Genomic DNA, 15,707 nt, shown 5'->3' with positions numbered 1-15,707 from the left:
CGCGTCCTGACCGGCGCGGACGCCGGCGGGCGGATCCGGGCGGGGAACCTTCTGGCGTCGCGGGTGCGTGTTGTCTACTTGCCGCGTGGACGTCGAACTGCGCGAGGTGACCGCTGCCGACGTGTTGCTGTTCTTCGAGCACCAGCGCGATCCGGAGGCGGTCCGGATGGCCGCGTTCACCCCGTCGGACCCGTCGGACCGGGCGGCGTTCCTGGTGCGGTGGGCGCGGATCCTGGCCGACGACTCGGTGGCGGCGCGGACGGTGGTGTTCGACGGCGACGTGGTGGGCCACGTGGGGCGGTTCACCCGGTTCGGTGGGCCCGAGGTGACGTGCTGGATCGACCGCGAGCACTGGGGCAAGGGGTTGGCGACGGCGGCGTTGCAGCGGTTCCTGCGGGAGGAGCCGCTGCGCCCGCTGTACGCGCGGGCGGCGGTGGACAACGTGGGGTCGCTGCGGGTGTTGGAGAAGTGCGGGTTCGTGCCGGTCGGCGAGGACGTGGGATTCGCGGAGGGGCGTGGTGAGGACGTGGAGGAGTTCATCCTGAGGTTGGACGGCTGAATGGCGTCGTTGGAGGACCGGATGACGCGGCGCTTCGGGCCGGGGGTGCGGTCGTGGCTGGACGGGCTGGACGCGCTGGTGGCGGGGTTGTGCCGGGACTGGGGCCTGGAGGTGGTGCGGTCGTTCTCCGGCGGCACGTCGCACGCGCTGCTGTGCACGCGCGGCGGTGAGCCGGTGGTGTTGAAGGTGACGCCGGAGCCGGCGATCTCGGTGCAGGAGCACGCGGCGCTGCGGGCGTGGGAGCCGTCGCCGCGGATGGTGCGGGTGCTGCGGGCGGATCCGGCGCGGGGCGCGTTGCTGCTGGAAGGGCTGGTGCCGGGCACGCCCGCCGCGGACGGTCCGGGGTTGGCCGAGGTGCTGCGGGCGCTGCACGTCGCGCCGCCGGAGGGGTTCCCGCCGTTGCACGAGCGGGTGGACTTCATCTTCGGTGTGCTGCGCCGGCGGCACCCCGGCGACCACGACGCGGCGCACGCGAAGGCGGCGGCGCTGGCCCGTGACCGGGTGGCGGCGACGTTGCTGCACGGCGACCTGCACTTCGGCAACGTCCTGGACGCGGGCGAGCGCGGGTTGGTGGCGATCGACCCGCGGCCGTGCGTGGGCGACCCGGCGGTGGACGCGGTGGACTTCGCCTACGCCTCTCCCGACCTGCGCGACGGGATCGAGCGCTGGTCGGCGGTGGTGGACGGGGACCGGTTGGCGGCGTGGTGCGAGGTGTTCGCCGGGTTCTTCCCCGGGCACCCGTCGGTGGCCGGGGGCCGGTAACGTCGCCGGCCGTGCGATCACACGACTACGGCCGCGACGTGCTGTCGGGCCGCAAGCGCAGGACGGTGCCCGAGGTGGTGGCCGAGGTCGGGCTGGTGGCGGAGGACCCGGCGTCGGGGTTCTGCGGCGCGGTGGTGCGGTTCGAGCACGGCCAGGTGGTGCTGGAGGACCGGCGGGGGCGGCACCGGGTGTTCCCGCTGCGCCCGGCGGGGTTCCTGGTGGACGGGCAGCCGGTGACGCTGGTGCGGCCCGCGCCCGAGGCGGCCGCTCCCGCGCGCACGGCGTCGGGCTCGGTGAAGGTCGAGGGGCTGCGGGCGCGCACGGCCCGGGACAGCCGGATCTGGGTGGAGGGCCTGCACGACGCGGAGCTGGTGGAGCGGGTGTGGGGGCACGACCTGCGCGTGGAGGGCGTCGTGGTCGAGCCGCTGGATGGGGTGGACGAGCTGGCCGGCCGGATCGCGGAGTTCGGCACGGGCCCGGGGCGGCGGCTGGGCGTGCTGGTGGACCACCTGGTGGCGGGCAGCAAGGAGTCGCGGCTGGTCTCGGCGATCCGGGACGAGGGCGTCCTGGTCACCGGTCACCCGTACGTGGACGTGTGGCAGGCGGTGAAGCCGGCGTCGGTGGGGATCGCGGCGTGGCCGGTGGTGCCGCGGGGCGTGCCGTGGAAGGAGGGTGTGTGCGCCGCGCTCGGCTGGGGCGAGCCCCATGAGGGGTGGCGTCGGGTGTTGGCGGGGGTGTCGGGGTTCCGGGACCTGGAGACGCCGTTGATCGGCGCGGTGGAGCGGCTGATCGACTTCGTGACCGAGCCGCAGGACTGAAACCCCCACCCTCGGTCGCGGATAGTGCGAGGATGGGTGGGTGGCCGCGCTGATCTGGTTGATCCTCGGTGTCGTCCTGGTGGCGGCCGAGATCCTCTCGGGCGACTTCGTGCTGGTCATGCTGGGTCTGGCCGCGTTGGGTGCGGCGGGCGCGTCGGCGTTGGGCGCGGACGTGGTGCTCAGCGCGATCGTGTTCGGCCTGGTGTCGCTGGGGCTGGTGGCGGGCGCGCGGCCCGCGATCAAGCGCCGGATGGCGTTGGGCCAGGGCCACCGGTCGGGCGTGGAGGCCCTGGTGGGCAGCACGGCCGTCGTCGTGTCCACTGTGGACGGCCACGGCGGTAGGGTGCGGATCGGCGGCGAGGTGTGGTCGGCGCGGTCGTTGGACCACGAGGTCATCGAGCCCGGCGCCGAAGTCACTGTTGTCGAGATCTCGGGCGCGACCGCAGTGGTGCTGTCCGGGGCCTGAGTGGAGGCGGGGAGAGTTGACCACCACGCTGATCGTCATCGCGGTCCTGGTGCTGTTCGTCCTGATAGTCACGGTGAAGTCGGTGCTGGTGATCCCGCAGGCCACGGCCGCGGTGATCGAGCGGCTGGGCCGCTACCGCACGACCGCCGCGCCGGGGTTGAACATCCTGGTGCCGTTCTTCGACCGGGTGCGGGCCCGGATCGACCTGCGCGAGCAGGTGGTGTCGTTCCCGCCGCAGCCGGTGATCACCCGGGACAACCTGACGGTGTCGATCGACACGGTCGTCTACTTCCAGGTGACCGATCCGCGGGCGGCGGTGTACGAGATCTCGAACTACATCGTGGGTGTGGAGCAGTTGGCGACCACGACGCTGCGCAACCTGGTGGGCGGGATGAGCCTGGAGGAGACGCTGACGTCCCGTGACCAGATCAACAACCAGCTGCGCGGGGTGTTGGACGAGGCGACGGGCCGGTGGGGCATCCGGGTGGCGCGGGTGGAGCTGAAGGCGGTCGACCCGCCGCCTTCGATCCGCGACTCGATGGAGAAGCAGATGCGCGCGGACCGGGAGAAGCGCGCGATGATCCTCAACGCCGAGGGCCAGCGGGAGGCGGCGATCAAGTCCGCGGAGGGCCAGAAGCAGGCGCAGATCCTCTCGGCGGAGGGCGCGAAGCAGGCGGCGATCCTGGGCGCGGAGGCGGAGCGGCAGTCGGCGATCCTGCGGGCGCAGGGTGAGCGGGCGGCCCGGTACCTGCAGGCGCAGGGTCAGGCGAAGGCGATCGAGAAGGTGTTCGCGGCGATCAAGGCGGGCAAGCCGACGCCGGAGGTGCTGGCCTACCAGTACCTGCAGACGTTGCCGCAGATGGCGCAGGGCGACGCGAACAAGGTGTGGCTGGTGCCGTCGGACTACGGCAAGGCGCTGGAGGGTTTCGCGAAGATGCTGGGCGCGCCGGGCGAGGACGGCGTGTTCCGCTACGAGCCGCCCGCCTACGAGCAGCCGGTGAGCTCGGCGCCGGAGCAGGACGACGCGTCGGTCGCGGAGTGGTTCGACACGGCTCCGGACCCGGCGGTGGCGGAGGCGGTGCGCGCGGCGGAGGCCGTGGCGCGCAAGGAGGTGCCGGGCCCGTTGGAGCAGGCGTCGGTGGAGCGCGGGGCGGAGCGCGGCACGTTGGGGTCGTCGCCGGCGGCGCGCGAGGTCGGGGCCGGGGAGCCGCGTCCGCTGCAGGAGTGAGCACCGGTCAGTGATCTTGGACGCAGTGGTGGGGCGTCGGCGGTGGTCGCCGGCGCCCCTTTCGCGTGGTCGGGGCGGGTCCGGCGGGCGGAAGGGCGTCCGAGCGGGTCTCGTCGGGCCGGTCGGGGTGCGGTTGGATGTCGCGGTGGACGCTTTACCCGGTCGTGCGGCGGCCGCGCTGGCCCGTGTCGACGTCCCGTGGTCGGCGCGGTGGGACGAGTTGGCGGCGGTGGTGGCGGAGCTGTCGGCCCTGGTGCGGGGCGGGCCGGGCGCGGCGGTGGTGGCGCGGGAGTTGGCCGAGGTGCTGGTGCGGGCCGCGCAGGGCGGCGAGCAGCGGGTGGCGTTGGCCGGGTTGGTGGATCGGGTGTTGGACCTGCACGCGGTGGCGTGCGCGGCCGGGCCGTCGGTGGACGGTGGTGAGTTGGCGGCGTGGCTGTTGTGGGTGCAGACGGGGTTCGCCGAACCGCCGGAGGTGCGGTTGGCGGCGTACGCGTCGGCGTTGGGCGAGGACGGGCTGGCGTCCTACCGGGCGGAGGCGGTGGCGCGGTTCGAGCGGCTGCCGGTGATCGGGTTCGGGGAGACCGGCCGGTACGACCGGGAGCGGTGGGCGTTGCTGCGGGTGATGGAGGAGTTGGCCGAGCACACCGGTGACGTGGACCTGCAGGTGCTGGTGCTGTCGCGGGACCTGTCGTCGGGCTGGCACTACCTGCGGGTGGCGACGGTGCTGCGGGACGCGGGCCGGTCGGCGGAGGCGGTGGCGTGGGTGGAGCGGGGTCTGGCGGCGACGGGCGGGCGTGGCGCGGCGACCCCGTTGGTGGACCTGGGCGTGGACGAGTGCCTGCGCGCGGGGTGGCTGCAGCGGGCGGTGGACCTGCGGCGGCGGGCGTTCCTGGCGCATCCGGTGTGGGAGGCCTACGTGCGGCTGCGGTCGGTGGCGTCGTCGTCCGGTGACTGGCCCGCGGTGCGCGAGGAGGTGCTGGGACGCCTGGCCGAGGGGCCGGACGACGTGCTGCGGCGGGTGGTGCAGGGCGAGGTGGACGCGGTGGCGGGCGGCCCGGTGCCGGAGTGGTTGCGGCGGTGGCGGTCGGAGCTGGCGCGGCGGGAGCGGTAGCGGCGCGTCCCGCGCGTTCGACTCGCGGGTTCCGGAGCGTCGGACACGCGCGCGGGTCAGGGGTAGGCGGGTGGGCGGCGGTCGGTCCAGGGGCGGGCGCGTTCGAGTTGGCCGGCGGCGGTGAGGATGGTGCGGTCGTCGTCGGTGGTGGCGACGAGCTGCACGGCCAGGGGCAGGCCGGTGCGGGTGTGGCCGGCGGGGACGGCCGCGGCGGGGTTGCCGGTGATGTTCCACAGGGGCAGGAACGTGGTCATGCGGGCGGCGGCGAGCAGCGCGGCGAGGGTGGGTCGGCGGTTCCACTCGCCCACGCGCAGGGGCGGCCGGGTGAGCACGGGGGTGAGCAGCAGGTCGTGGTGGTCGAAGAGCCGGTTGGCGTGGTCGGTGAGCTTCGCGGTCTGGGCGAGGGCGGCGCGCACGGCGGGCGCGGGCAGGGAGCGGCCGAGGGCGGCGACGGCGCGGGTGCGGGCGTCGAGCCGGTCGGGTCGGTCCAGGGCCTGTTCGGTGGTGGCGGCGCTGTGCAGGTAGCGGGCGGCGAGCACGGCGGGTCCGGCGACGTCGTGCAGGTTGTCGGGGTCGACGCGGGTGACGTCGTGGCCGAGGTCGGCGAGCAGGCCCGCGGTGTCGAGGACGGCGTCGCGGACTTCGGGGTCGACGGGGATGCCGCGTCCCCAGGTGCGCAGGGACACGGCGATGCGCAGGGTCCGGGTGGCGGTGACGGCGGCGGCGTGGTCGCCGCCGGGCGCCAGGACGTCCAGGAGCAGGGCGGCGTCGGCGACGTGGCGGGTGATGGGTCCGGCGGCGACCAGGCCGCCCCAGACGTCGCGGTCGGGGGTCAGCGGCACGTGGCCGCGTTGCGGTTTGAGGCCGAACAGGCCGGTGCAGGCCGCGGGGATGCGGACGGAGCCCGCGCCGTCGGTGCCGACGGCGGCGCCGACGAGGCCCGCGGCGACGGCGGCGGCCGACCCGCCGCTGGACCCGCCGGGCGAGTGGTCGGGCGACCAGGGGTTGCGGGTGGCGCCGGCCCAGGTGGACTCGGTGTACGGCCACAGGCCGAGTTCGGGCATGCGGGTGCGGCCGACGACCACGGCGCCGGCCTCGCGCAGGCGGCGGACGATCTCGGCGTCGGCGGGCGCGGTGGTGTCGACCGCGGCGGTGCCCTTGGTGGTGGGCAGTCCGGCGATGGCGAGGTCTTCCTTGACCGCGACGGGCACGCCGAGCAGGGGCGCGTGCTCGCCGCGGGCGAGGCGGGCGTCGGCGTGCTCGGCGTCGGCGAGGGCGCGGTCGGTGAACACGAGCCGGAACGCGTTGAGGCTCCGGTCGTGCCGGTCGATGCGGCGCAGGCATTCGGCGACGAGGGCGCGCGAGGTGAACGCGCCCGATCGCAGCAGCTCGGCCTGTCGGGCGGCGCCCGCGAAGCACGCGTCGGTCAGGTCCATGGGGCGGACTCTAGGGCAGGAGCGGGTGCGGGTGGATCAGGCCGCCGGGGTGATCGGGTCGCGCCGCCGGCGGTGCCGCAGGCCGCGGTGCACGAGCAGGGCGATGAGCAGCAGCGGCCACGGGAACGGCAGGGGCGAGGCGATCCAGGCGACGGCGAGGACGAGCAGCGCGATCGGCAGCAGGGGCGGCCGGTGCCGTGCGGGCGGGGCGGGCGGTGGCGGCGGCTCGGGCAGGTCGGCGGTGAGGGTGGCGAGCTCGTGGTGGTGGACGGCGGTGTAGGCGGCGGCGATGCGTTCGTCGGCTTCGGCGAGGGTGAGGCGGCCGTCGCCGACGGCGTCGCGCAGCCGCGCGGCGGTGCGTTCGCGGTCGGCGTCGGAGGCGCGCGGGGCCGGGCTGTGGGTCGGTTCCATGCCGTCGATGCTCCGCTCGGGCGCGTGTCTCGGCGTCGGGCACGAAGCGGTGACGGGAAGTACGTCCGTGGACGTAGGCGGGACGGGCATGATCGGGGGTATGTCGTCGTGGCTGATGCCGTTGGCGGTGGCCGTGGTCATCGTCTGGATTGGCGTGCGTCATGTGCGCGCGTCGCGTTCGGAGACGTTGTTGGACGAGCACGCGCGGCGGCGGGTGGGGCCGGAGGCGGGTGCGGCCCAGGCCCCGGTGTCGGTGTGGCGTGAGGCGAACCGGTTGTTCCGGGCCGGTGAGGAGGAGGGGTTGTTGCTGCTGGCCGAGATCGGCCGGCAGGCGCCGCGGCGGCGGCAGGCGGTGGTGACGTCGTGGCTGGCGGCGTTGCGCGGCGGGGTGAGCCTGGGGTTGGACGCGCCGTGGCGCACGGCGGTGCAGCGGGAGCTGGTGTCGCACCTGCGGCCGGGCGCGGACTTCTGGCCGGGGATGGACGTGGTGGCGCCGGGGGCGATCCTGGTGGACTTCGACCTGTCGGGGTGCCGGGTGAACCGGGTGGACCTGATGGGCGCGGTGTTCCTGGGCGACGCGCGGTTCGAGGCGATGACGGTGACGGGTGACGCGAACTTCGCGGGCGCCCGGTTCCTGCGGCACGCGGTGTTCACCGACGCGTTGTTCGCGCGGTCGGCGTCGTTCGGGTTGGCGGTGTTCGCGGGGAACGTGTCGTTGCGGTCGGCGCAGGTGGCCGACCAGTTGGTGTTCGCGCGGGCGAAGGTGTCGGGTCGGGCGGACCTGCGGCGGGCCGAGGTGTCGGGCCGGGCGGACTTCCGGCACGTGCGGTTCGGCGGGCGGGCGTTGTTCGGCGACGTGGTGTTCCACCAGGACGCGTGGTTCCGGCACGCGTGGTTCCGTGGTCGCACGGACGTGGGGTCGGCGTTGATCGGCGAGGCGGCGGAGTTCGGCAACGCCCGCTTCGGCCGCCGCGTCATGCACTGACCGACCGGCGGGGACCCGCGCCGGTCGTGGTCGGGTGCTTGTGCGGGAGCGCGGGTGTGGGTCAGGCGGTGCGGGTGCGGTGGTCGGCGACGTGGACGCGGTTGGCGCAGCGGGTGGTGCAGAAGCGGCGGCGGCCGTTGCGGGAGGTGTCGACGTAGACGGTGGCGCAGCCGGGCCGTGCGCAGCGGCCGAGGCGGCCGGGGTCGTCGCAGACGACGTGGGCGAGGCCGGCGGCGGTGAAGGCGCGCAGCCGCTGCGGCGTGGGCGCGTGTTCGGGCGCGAAGTGCAGGTGGGGCCGCCTGCCGTCGTGGGTGGAGATGTAGGGCTTGGCGGCGGCTTCGGCGAGCAGGTCGTTGACGAGGGCGATCTGGTCGGGGGTGTGGTCGAAGACGGGTGCGAGGCGGGCGGCCCAGGCGGTGAGCTCGCGGGCCTGGTGGTCGTCGAGGGCGCCGAGGGGTTTGTAGCCGTGCTCGCGCAGCAGGTCGAGCAGCTCGTCGGCGGTGCTGCGGGGGTCGGCGTTGACCAGGGCGGCGGCGAGTTCGGCCGCCGCCCCGCCGTAAGGGTTGAAATGCACTGAACCATGACACCACGCTGGTGGGGTGAACACCAGATGCCCTTGTTGCGGGTGGCCCAGTGCCGAGCGCGTGTATCCGGTCTCGTCCCACGGCGCGGTGGACTACGTGCGGTGCGTGTGCGGGGTGTGGTTGGTGCTGGAGGCGGGGCGGGTGGTGGCGACGGCGGGCCGACCTCGATCGACTAGTGTCCCGTCACCGTGACGAGCCGTCGGGACCTGCTGTGCGACTGTGCGATCTCGGTGCTGGCGGCGGAGGGCGGCCGCGGCCTGACGCACCGCGCGGTGGACCGGGCGGCGGGTGTGCCGGAGGGCACCACGAAGAACTACTTCCCGTCGCGGGACGCGTTGCTGGGCGCGGCGGCGGCGCGGATGACCGCGTTGCACGCGGCGGCGGTGCGGCGGTTGCGGGAGACGACGCCGGCCGGGATCTCGCCGGCGGAGGTGGCGCAGCTGTACCCGGCGTTGCTGCGGCGCGCCGTGGTGGAGGACCCGACGCAGCTGTTGGCGATGGTCGAGCTGTACCTGGAGGCGGTGCGCCGGCCGGGTGTGCGCGCGGCGTTGGGCCGGATGGCCGTGTCGAACGCGCAGGCCGGCGCGGGGCTGCACGCGGCGGCGGGCCTGCCGAGCACGGCGCGGGACGCGGGCCTGCTGGACGCCTACTTCCTCGGCGTGGCGGTGTCCCTGCTGGCGTTGCCCGCGGAGGCGTTGGCGGCGGTGGGCCTGGACGACCCCCACGCGGTGGGGCTGGGCCTGTTCCGCGCGGCGGTGCCGGGACGGTCAGGCGACGGGGACGAGCCGTCGCACGGCGGTGGCGACGAGCCCGGTGGCCGGGGTGGGGGCCGCGCCGCAGCTCGCGGGCCGGGCGGCCGGTAGGTCGCGCCCGGCGACGGTGACCTGCCAGGCGCTGCCGTCGACGTGGTGGACGGTGTCGCCGCGCACGGTGAGCACGTCGCGGTCCTCGCCGGTGAGGTCGCGGACCGCGAGTTCGGCGACCTGGCCGTGCGGCGGGTGGGTGGAGCGGCCCCGGCAGCGGTCGGTGACGACGTGGCCGCGGGCGGCGTGGTCGAGCAGCCGGGCGGCGAACTCGGTGTCGAGGCGGCCGTAGGTGTAGCCGGTGGGCAGCAGCACGCCGGTGGGCGCGAAGCGGTGACCACCGGTGTGGGTGCACTCCCAGACGGCGTCGGGCCGGGTCGCGGCGAGGGCTTCGGCGAGGGGCCGCCCGCGCAGGGCGCAGCACACGTCGCGGCGGCTGTTGGCGCACACGAGCAGCAGCGGCCCCGTGACGGGCGTGCCGAACCCGGCGGGTTCGCCCGCGGCGAGGGCGGCGAAGTCGACGTCGAGCAGGGCCGCCGGGTCGGCGACGTCGGTCCGCTCCAGCCACGGCCGGCCGGGGGTGGTGGCGGCGAGGTAGACGCGCCGCGGCGCGTCGTGGTGGGTGTCGGCGTGGCGGCCGGGACGGCGGATCAGCAGGACCCGCACGCCCGTGTCGGCGGCGCGGCGGGCCAGTTCGGCGCCGAGCGCGGGGTCGAGGCGGCTCTGGGTGAGCGCGTCGCGTCCCCAGGGCCCGGGCTGTTCGAGGCAGATCCAGGCGGCGGCGGTCGCGGCGGTGCCCGCCTGGGGTTCCTCGAGGTCCGCGGAGATCGCGGCGCAACGCGGCTCGGTCACGCCTTCAGGGTGCCCTGGCGCGGCCGTTCGAGTGACACCGGGGTGCGGGTTCACGCGTTCGGGAAGCTCGTGGTTGCTGTGCGTGTGCCGTGTTCGCGAGGGGTGGACGCCGTCCGGGCCCGTTGGGACGTAGGTTCGGGGTCATGGTGATCACGGGTGAGGCGGCGGGCGTGCGCTTCCTGGCGGTGCCGCCGGCGCGGACCGGCCGGCGGTTGGTGGTCGTGTGGCACCTGCTGGGCGAGCCGGGCACACCGGAGGCCATGGCCGAGGCGCTGCCGCTGACCGGGGTGGACGCGTGGCGCCTGTACGCGGCGCTGCCGCCGTGGGGCGAGGGCCCGGACCAGGTGGTCGACGGCTACGCGGCGATGGTGGAGTCGGCGGTGGCCGCGATGCCCGCGCTGGTCGCGGCGGCACGCGCCGAGCTCGGGTGCGACGACGGGCCGGTCGACCTGGTCGGCGGTTCGGCGGGCGGGCACGTCGCGCTGACCACCGCCCTGCGGCGCGTCGTGCCGGTGCGGCGGGTGGCGGTGGTGAACCCCGCGGTGCGGGTGCAGGCGGTGGTGCAGGCGTCCATCGACGTGGGCGCCCTCGACTCCTACACCTGGACGGACGCCTCGCGCGCCGCGGTCGAGCCGCTGGACGTGCTCGACCGGGCCACCGCGCTGGACGTGCCGCTGCTGGTGGTGCGGGGCGCGCAGGAGTACCCGGCGTTCCGGCCGGTGCAGGCCCAATTGTGCGCGGCCGTGCCCGGCGCGCGGCTGGTGGACGTGCCGGGGCTGGCGCACATGCTGGTGACCGCGCAGGACGTGGTGGACGCGGAGGTGACGGCGTGGCTGGCCTGATCGTGGTGACGGGCGGCAGCCGGGGCATCGGCGCGGCGGTGGTGCGGCGGGTGGCCGCCGACGGGCACCGGGTCGTGATCGGCTACCGGGCCGCGACGGCGCAGGCCGAGGCCCTGGCGCGGGAGGTGGGCGGCGTCGCGGTGCGGGCGGAGGTGTCCGACGAGGCCGACGTGGACGCCCTGTTCGACGCCGCCGCGGCGCTGGGGCAGGTGACGGGCGTGGTCGTCAACGCCGGGATCACCAGCCCGGTGGGCCCGCTGGCGCAGCTGCGGCCCGAGGACCTGCGCCGGGTGATCGACGTCAACGTCGTGGGTGCGCTGCTGTGCGCGCGGCGGGCGGCGCGGGACCTGGTGGCGGGCGGGTCGATCGTGTCGCTGTCCTCGGCCGCCGCCACGCTGGGCTCGCCGGGCGAGTACGTGCACTACGCGGCGAGCAAGGCGGCGGTGGACGCCATGACCGTGGGGTTGGCCAAGGAGCTGGGTCCGCGGGGGATCCGGGTGAACGCGGTGGCGGCGGGCACGGTCCGCACCGCGATCCACGAGCTGTCCGGCGTGCCCGACCGACCCGACCGGGTGGCGTCGGCCATCCCGTTGGGCCGACCCGGCGAGCCGGAGGAGATCGCGGAGGCGGTCGCCTGGCTGTTGAGCGGGGCGGCGTCGTTCACGACCGGCGCGGTGCTGCGGGTCGCCGGAGGGCTGTGAGCGCCCGTCGGCACCGGCCCGCGGCCGTGGCGGTGACGCCGGTACTACTGTCACCGCATGGTGCGACGGCCGCTGGCCCCCTCCGATCGCCGTGAACGCCCCGGCGGACCGGCGCGCGGCACGGCCGGGGACGCCGCGGTGCACGAGCGCGGCCGGGCGCTGACACCGGCGGCCTCCACCGTGGCCGGGTGGCGGGCGTCGGCTGCGGCGGGGCGGGCGTCGGTCCGGTGATCACCGGACCGGTGGAGGACTTCGTCCGCTCGGTGACGAGCGCGCGCCCCGTGCCCGTGGCCCCGGACATCGTGCTGCGCACCGCGGACGACGTGACGGCGCTGTGGGAACGCACCGGCTCGCCCGAACCGCCGTTCTGGGCGTTCCCGTGGGCGGGCGGCCAGGCGCTCGCCCGACACGTGCTCGACCACCCCGACCTGGTGGCGGGTCGCCGGGTGCTGGACCTCGCGTCGGGCTCCGGGCTGGTGGCGGTCGCCGTGGCCCGCGCGGGCGGCCTGGTCACGGCCAACGACATCGACCCGGTCGCGGTGGCGGCGATCGGCCTCAACGCCCGCGCCAATGACGTCACCGTCACCATCGCCGCCGGCGACCTGCTCGACACCGAACCCGACGTCGACGTGCTGCTGGCCGGCGACGTCTTCTACGACCGGGACATGGCCGCCCGCGTCGAGCCGTTCCTGCTGGCCGCGCACCACCGCGGCGTCCTGGTGCTGGTGGGGGACCCGCAGCGGTCCTTCATGCCGCGCGGCTGGACGCTGGTCGACGCCCTCCCGGTGCCGGTGCCACCACACCTGGAAGGCGTCGCGGTCAGGACGACCAACGTCTGGCGCCCCTAGCGGAGACCGACCGCGGCCCTACCGGGACGCGCGACCCGTGGCCGGGTCGGGGACCAGGCGGAACAGGTCGCGGGTCGGGTGCACGTCGACCGGGATGCCCGTCCCGACCTCGACGACCTCCTCCCCGGCGACGAGGTGGCTCGTGGTGAACGGCGACCGGCCCGGCACGGAGACCAGCATCCGGATCCTCGTGCAGCGCTCGTCCTCGCCGCACCACACCCGCTCCGCGGACGTCACCTCGCCCACGACCCGCACGCCGGCCGCGTCCAGCTCACGCCACACCCGCAGGTCCCGCGCGGTGCCCACGACGGCGACCAGCAGGACGAGCACGGTCAGAGGCGTCCAGACCAGACCGGTCACCACGACGGCCGTCCGGTCGTCGTCCGGGACGTACCCGCCGAGACCGGCCAGCAGGATCACGGGACCGGCGCACACGACCAGGAGCCCGAGCACCGTCCAGAGCGGCTGCTCGAACCAGCCCGTCGGACGGTTCACCGGACCTTCGGCCTCCGGTAAGCCACCGCCCGTCACGACGTGGCCCGGGGGAGCGCGGTACCTCGCGAAAGTCGTGACACGGCCGGAATATAACCGACCTCGTCGAGTCGTCGCGGGAGATCCGGACGGGCGGGCGCGCAACCACGCCCGCCCGTCCGGGATGGCGGACCCGGATCGGCGGCCACCCGACCGTCGACGACAAAGGCGCTCAGCGCCGCGCGAACCGGTCCGTCGCGGCCAGCACCGCGTCCGCCATCCCCGGATCAGACACCGCGTGCGACGCGCCCTGCACCACCACCAGCTCCGCGTCCGGCCACGTCCGCGCCAGCTCCCACGCCGTCCACAACGGACCCTGCAGGTCCAGCCGACCGTGCACCAGGATCGCCGGGATGCCGTGCAACCGCTCCACGTCCCGCAACACCTGCCCGTCCTCCAACCAGACCTTGTGGCTGAAGTAGTGCGCGCACAGCCGCGCGAACGCCATCCGCCACGCCGGATCCGCCATCCGCGGCCCCGGCCGGTAGTCCGGGTCCAGCGACACGATCGAGGACTCCCAGTCCGTCCAGTCCGTCGCCGCCTTCTCCCGCACCGCCGGATCCGGGTCGTTCAACAACGCGTGGTAGGCCGCCACCAGGTCCACGGCGCCCTCGCCCGCGCCGTCGCGGAACCTCGACCACTGCTCCGGGAACAACATGCCCAGCCCGTGGTAGAGCCAGTCCAGCTCGGCGTGCCGGCCCGAGGTGATCGCGACCAGCACGATGTCCGTCACCCGCTCCGGGAACAGCTGCGCGTACCGCAGGCCCAGCGTCGACCCCCACGACCCGCCGAACACCATCCACCGCTCGACGCCCAAGTGCTCGCGCAACCGCTCGATGTCGGCCACCAGGTGCGCCGTCGTGTTCACCGACAGATCCGTCGCGTACTCGCTCGCGTGCGGCCGGCTGCGCCCGCTGCCGCGCTGGTCCAGCAGCACGATCCGGTACGCCTCCGGGTCGAACTGCCGGCGCATGCCGGGGGAGCAGCCCGTGCCCGGACCGCCGTGCAGGCACACCACCGGCTTGCCCTCCGGGTTGCCGCACACCTCCCAGTACACGAGGTTGCCGTCGCCGACGTCCAACATCCCGTGCTCGTACGGCTCGATCTCCGGGTACATCCACCCCTCCTCACAAATACAACAGTGCTGTTACATTAGGCGGGTGGACCACGCACCCGCCGGCGACTACCTCGGCACCCGCCTCCGCCACCTGCTCGACCTCCTCGAAGGCGACGTCGCCCGCGTCTACACCGACCTCGGCCTACCGGGCTTCCGCCCCCGCTACACCCCGGTCATCCGCCTCGTCCACGCCAGGGGACCGCTGTCCATCCGCGACCTCGCCGACACCATCGGCGTCACCCACTCCGCCATCAGCCAGACCGTGAACCAGATGCGCCGCGACGGCCTCGTCGACCTCCACCCCGGCGACGACGCCCGCAGGCGCATCGTCCACCTCACCGACCACGCCCGCGCCATCCTCCCCACCCTCGACGCCGAGTGGCACGCCACCACCGCCGCCGCCCGCGACCTCGACGCCGACCTGCCCTACCCGCTCACCGACCTCGTCGCCGCCGCCCTGCGGGCACTGGGGGAGAAGCCGATGAGGGACCGCATCCACGACCGGATGTGAAACCCCTCGTCACCGACCCGCGTCGGCCACATCGACGCCCACCGCGACCACGGCGTCGGAGCGCAGTGCAGAACAGGCGCAGTCGGCGCGGAAGCCGGAAGCGGCCTCACCGCACTGCGTTCCCCGCCACCAACTCCGCACCCAACCGCGCCAACTCCGCCCGCACCGGCGCCGACTCCACCACCTCCACCAACGCACCCCACCCCGCCAACACCTGCGCGATCATCAGCGCAGTAGTGGCCGACAACCGCAACCGCACCCGACCACCCACCTCCTCCACTACCTCGCAGTGCCTCCCGAACTGATCACGCAACACGTGCGCGAACCGCGACTCCACCGACACCACCGCCGACACCGACGACCGCCGCCGCTCCACCTCCGACACCACCCGCTCCCACGCCACCGACAAGTCGAACCCCTCCGGCCGCACGAACACCTCGTCCGTCACCCGCGCCGACACCACCCGATCCACCCGGAACGTCCGCTCACCCCCACCCGTGCCCGCCACCAAGTACCAAACCTCGTCCTTGTCCACCAACCCCCACGGCTCCACCACCCGCTCCGACCGCACCCGCCCACGCCCCTCGTACACCAACACCACCCGCCGACGCCCCACCACCGCCTCCTGCAACACACCCACCAACCCCGGCCGCTCCCGACCCACACCACCCCACCCCGCCGCATCCACCACCACCGCGTCCGCCGCCGCCCGAGCACCCTCCCGGAACGTCTCCGGCAACGCCCGCACCAACTTCCGCAACGCCGCCCGCACCTCAGGCGACCCCGACGCCGCAGGCCCCACCAACAAGAACAACGCCCGCGCCTCCGACGACGTCAACCCGCTCAGATCCGTCCGCGCACGCCCCACCAACCGCCAACCACCACCACGCCCCGGCTGCGGGTACACCGGCACACCCGCCGACGACAACGCCTCCAGATCCCGACGCGCCGTCGCCACCGACACCTCCAACTCACCCGCCAACTCCGCCGCCGTCACCTGCCCCCGCGCCTGCATCAACAACAGGACGGCCACCAACCGGTCCGCACGCATGAACCCAGTCTCGCCCACAAAGTGCTCACTCCGTGAGCACTTTGACCGCCAAAGTAGGGGACAAGCGACCACCACCGACCGAACAGGAACC

The 15,707-nt window shown here is 74.8% G+C and carries 20 protein-coding genes; 13 read left to right on the top strand and 7 right to left on the bottom strand.

Annotated features, from left to right (window positions below; genetic code table 11):
- Nucleotides 1-85 precede the first annotated feature (85 nt).
- The 6 genes from AB0I91_RS12375 (at nt 86) to AB0I91_RS12350 (ending at nt 4,944) form a co-directional block, all read left to right on the top strand.
- Nucleotides 86-559, top strand: coding sequence for a GNAT family N-acetyltransferase (locus AB0I91_RS12375; RefSeq protein WP_498778614.1), 474 nt, complete (start codon nt 86-88; stop codon nt 557-559).
- Complete coding sequence (locus AB0I91_RS12370; protein ID WP_498778613.1) at nt 560-1,321, top strand: aminoglycoside phosphotransferase family protein; 762 nt, start codon at nt 560-562, stop codon at nt 1,319-1,321.
- 11 nt (nt 1,322-1,332) lie between these two features.
- A complete protein-coding gene (locus AB0I91_RS12365) occupies nt 1,333-2,139 on the top strand; it encodes a DUF3097 domain-containing protein (protein WP_499636739.1) in 807 nt (268 codons plus the stop codon).
- Nucleotides 2,140-2,179: 40 nt separating this feature from the next.
- Entirely contained in the window at nt 2,180-2,605 is a 426-nt protein-coding gene (locus tag AB0I91_RS12360) for an NfeD family protein (RefSeq protein ID WP_499636737.1), read from the top strand.
- A gap of 16 nt (nt 2,606-2,621) precedes the next feature.
- On the top strand, nt 2,622-3,833 hold the full coding sequence (locus AB0I91_RS12355) for an SPFH domain-containing protein (RefSeq protein ID WP_498778610.1): 1,212 nt from the start codon (nt 2,622-2,624) through the stop codon (nt 3,831-3,833).
- Between the two features lie 145 nt (nt 3,834-3,978).
- A complete protein-coding gene (locus AB0I91_RS12350) occupies nt 3,979-4,944 on the top strand; it encodes a hypothetical protein (RefSeq protein WP_498778609.1) in 966 nt (321 codons plus the stop codon).
- Between the two features lie 56 nt (nt 4,945-5,000).
- Here the strand turns inward: AB0I91_RS12350 and AB0I91_RS12345 are convergent, their stop codons facing one another.
- Nucleotides 5,001-6,380 carry an amidase family protein gene (locus tag AB0I91_RS12345; RefSeq protein WP_498778608.1) on the bottom strand — a complete coding sequence of 460 codons (1,380 nt, stop codon included), beginning with the start codon at nt 6,378-6,380 and terminating at the stop codon, nt 5,001-5,003.
- A 36-nt stretch (nt 6,381-6,416) separates the two neighbouring features.
- Entirely contained in the window at nt 6,417-6,791 is a 375-nt protein-coding gene (locus AB0I91_RS12340; protein WP_499617850.1) for a DUF1707 SHOCT-like domain-containing protein, read from the bottom strand.
- 100 nt (nt 6,792-6,891) lie between these two features.
- On the opposite strand from AB0I91_RS12340, the gene AB0I91_RS12335 reads away from it, so the two are divergent.
- Complete coding sequence (locus AB0I91_RS12335) at nt 6,892-7,776, top strand: pentapeptide repeat-containing protein (RefSeq protein ID WP_498778606.1); 885 nt, start codon at nt 6,892-6,894, stop codon at nt 7,774-7,776.
- A gap of 61 nt (nt 7,777-7,837) precedes the next feature.
- Here AB0I91_RS12335 and AB0I91_RS12330 read toward each other — a convergent pair whose 3' ends face one another.
- Nucleotides 7,838-8,350: a CGNR zinc finger domain-containing protein gene (locus AB0I91_RS12330; protein ID WP_498778605.1), complete on the bottom strand. Its 513-nt coding sequence runs from the start codon at nt 8,348-8,350 to the stop codon at nt 7,838-7,840.
- A 198-nt stretch (nt 8,351-8,548) separates the two neighbouring features.
- Here AB0I91_RS12330 and AB0I91_RS12325 point away from each other — a divergent pair, with 198 nt between their 5' ends.
- Entirely contained in the window at nt 8,549-9,223 is a 675-nt protein-coding gene (locus tag AB0I91_RS12325) for a TetR/AcrR family transcriptional regulator (RefSeq protein WP_499636734.1), read from the top strand.
- Here the strand turns inward: AB0I91_RS12325 and AB0I91_RS12320 are convergent.
- Nucleotides 9,128-10,015, bottom strand: coding sequence for a ferredoxin family protein (locus AB0I91_RS12320; protein WP_499617849.1), 888 nt, complete (start codon nt 10,013-10,015; stop codon nt 9,128-9,130). The two genes, AB0I91_RS12325 and AB0I91_RS12320, sit on opposite strands and share 96 nt — an antisense overlap.
- A gap of 143 nt (nt 10,016-10,158) precedes the next feature.
- Here AB0I91_RS12320 and AB0I91_RS12315 point away from each other — a divergent pair, with 143 nt between their 5' ends.
- From AB0I91_RS12315 to AB0I91_RS12300, 4 genes are read left to right on the top strand one after another with little or no spacing between them, the layout of a single operon-like run.
- Nucleotides 10,159-10,857, top strand: coding sequence for an alpha/beta fold hydrolase (locus AB0I91_RS12315; protein WP_498778602.1), 699 nt, complete (start codon nt 10,159-10,161; stop codon nt 10,855-10,857).
- Nucleotides 10,845-11,558 (top strand): SDR family oxidoreductase, encoded by a 714-nt coding sequence (locus AB0I91_RS12310; RefSeq protein WP_499636732.1) that lies wholly within the window; start codon nt 10,845-10,847, stop codon nt 11,556-11,558. The genes AB0I91_RS12315 and AB0I91_RS12310 overlap by 13 nt, the downstream gene beginning before the upstream one ends.
- 57 nt (nt 11,559-11,615) lie before the next feature.
- Nucleotides 11,616-11,789 (top strand): hypothetical protein, encoded by a 174-nt coding sequence (locus AB0I91_RS12305; protein WP_499636730.1) that lies wholly within the window; start codon nt 11,616-11,618, stop codon nt 11,787-11,789.
- Nucleotides 11,747-12,406: a class I SAM-dependent methyltransferase gene (locus AB0I91_RS12300; protein ID WP_499636728.1), complete on the top strand. Its 660-nt coding sequence runs from the start codon at nt 11,747-11,749 to the stop codon at nt 12,404-12,406. Before AB0I91_RS12305 ends, AB0I91_RS12300 begins: the two co-directional genes overlap by 43 nt.
- Before the next feature lie 18 nt (nt 12,407-12,424).
- Here the strand turns inward: AB0I91_RS12300 and AB0I91_RS12295 are convergent, their stop codons facing one another.
- Together AB0I91_RS12295 and pip are read right to left on the bottom strand one after the other, a co-directional pair.
- Nucleotides 12,425-12,901 carry a hypothetical protein gene (locus AB0I91_RS12295; protein WP_498778598.1) on the bottom strand — a complete coding sequence of 159 codons (477 nt, stop codon included), beginning with the start codon at nt 12,899-12,901 and terminating at the stop codon, nt 12,425-12,427.
- A 208-nt stretch (nt 12,902-13,109) separates the two neighbouring features.
- Complete coding sequence (gene pip / locus AB0I91_RS12290; protein ID WP_498778597.1) at nt 13,110-14,054, bottom strand: prolyl aminopeptidase; 945 nt, start codon at nt 14,052-14,054, stop codon at nt 13,110-13,112.
- Nucleotides 14,055-14,097: 43 nt separating this feature from the next.
- Here pip and AB0I91_RS12285 point away from each other — a divergent pair, with 43 nt between their 5' ends.
- Nucleotides 14,098-14,565 carry a MarR family winged helix-turn-helix transcriptional regulator gene (locus tag AB0I91_RS12285; protein WP_499617846.1) on the top strand — a complete coding sequence of 156 codons (468 nt, stop codon included), beginning with the start codon at nt 14,098-14,100 and terminating at the stop codon, nt 14,563-14,565.
- Nucleotides 14,566-14,671: 106 nt separating this feature from the next.
- Here the strand turns inward: AB0I91_RS12285 and AB0I91_RS12280 are convergent, their stop codons facing one another.
- Nucleotides 14,672-15,616: a helix-turn-helix transcriptional regulator gene (locus AB0I91_RS12280; RefSeq protein WP_499636725.1), complete on the bottom strand. Its 945-nt coding sequence runs from the start codon at nt 15,614-15,616 to the stop codon at nt 14,672-14,674.
- Nucleotides 15,617-15,707: the final 91 nt, after the last annotated feature.

It is taken from the genome of Actinosynnema sp. NPDC049800 (assembly GCF_040656635.1).
GTDB lineage: Bacteria > Actinomycetota > Actinomycetes > Mycobacteriales > Pseudonocardiaceae > Actinosynnema.
This window is presented reverse-complemented; position numbering and strand designations above follow the sequence as displayed.

Coding starts and splice junctions, on each gene's coding strand:
- AB0I91_RS12315 (WP_498778602.1), top strand. CDS start 10,159: ATGGTGATCACGGGTGAGGCGGCGGGCGTGCGCTTCCTGGCGGTGCCG.
- AB0I91_RS12340 (WP_499617850.1), bottom strand. CDS start 6,791: ATGGAACCGACCCACAGCCCGGCCCCGCGCGCCTCCGACGCCGACCGC.
- AB0I91_RS12280 (WP_499636725.1), bottom strand. CDS start 15,616: ATGCGTGCGGACCGGTTGGTGGCCGTCCTGTTGTTGATGCAGGCGCGG.
- pip (WP_498778597.1), bottom strand. CDS start 14,054: ATGTACCCGGAGATCGAGCCGTACGAGCACGGGATGTTGGACGTCGGC.
- AB0I91_RS12370 (WP_498778613.1), top strand. CDS start 560: ATGGCGTCGTTGGAGGACCGGATGACGCGGCGCTTCGGGCCGGGGGTG.
- AB0I91_RS12345 (WP_498778608.1), bottom strand. CDS start 6,380: ATGGACCTGACCGACGCGTGCTTCGCGGGCGCCGCCCGACAGGCCGAG.
- AB0I91_RS12305 (WP_499636730.1), top strand. CDS start 11,616: ATGGTGCGACGGCCGCTGGCCCCCTCCGATCGCCGTGAACGCCCCGGC.
- AB0I91_RS12335 (WP_498778606.1), top strand. CDS start 6,892: ATGTCGTCGTGGCTGATGCCGTTGGCGGTGGCCGTGGTCATCGTCTGG.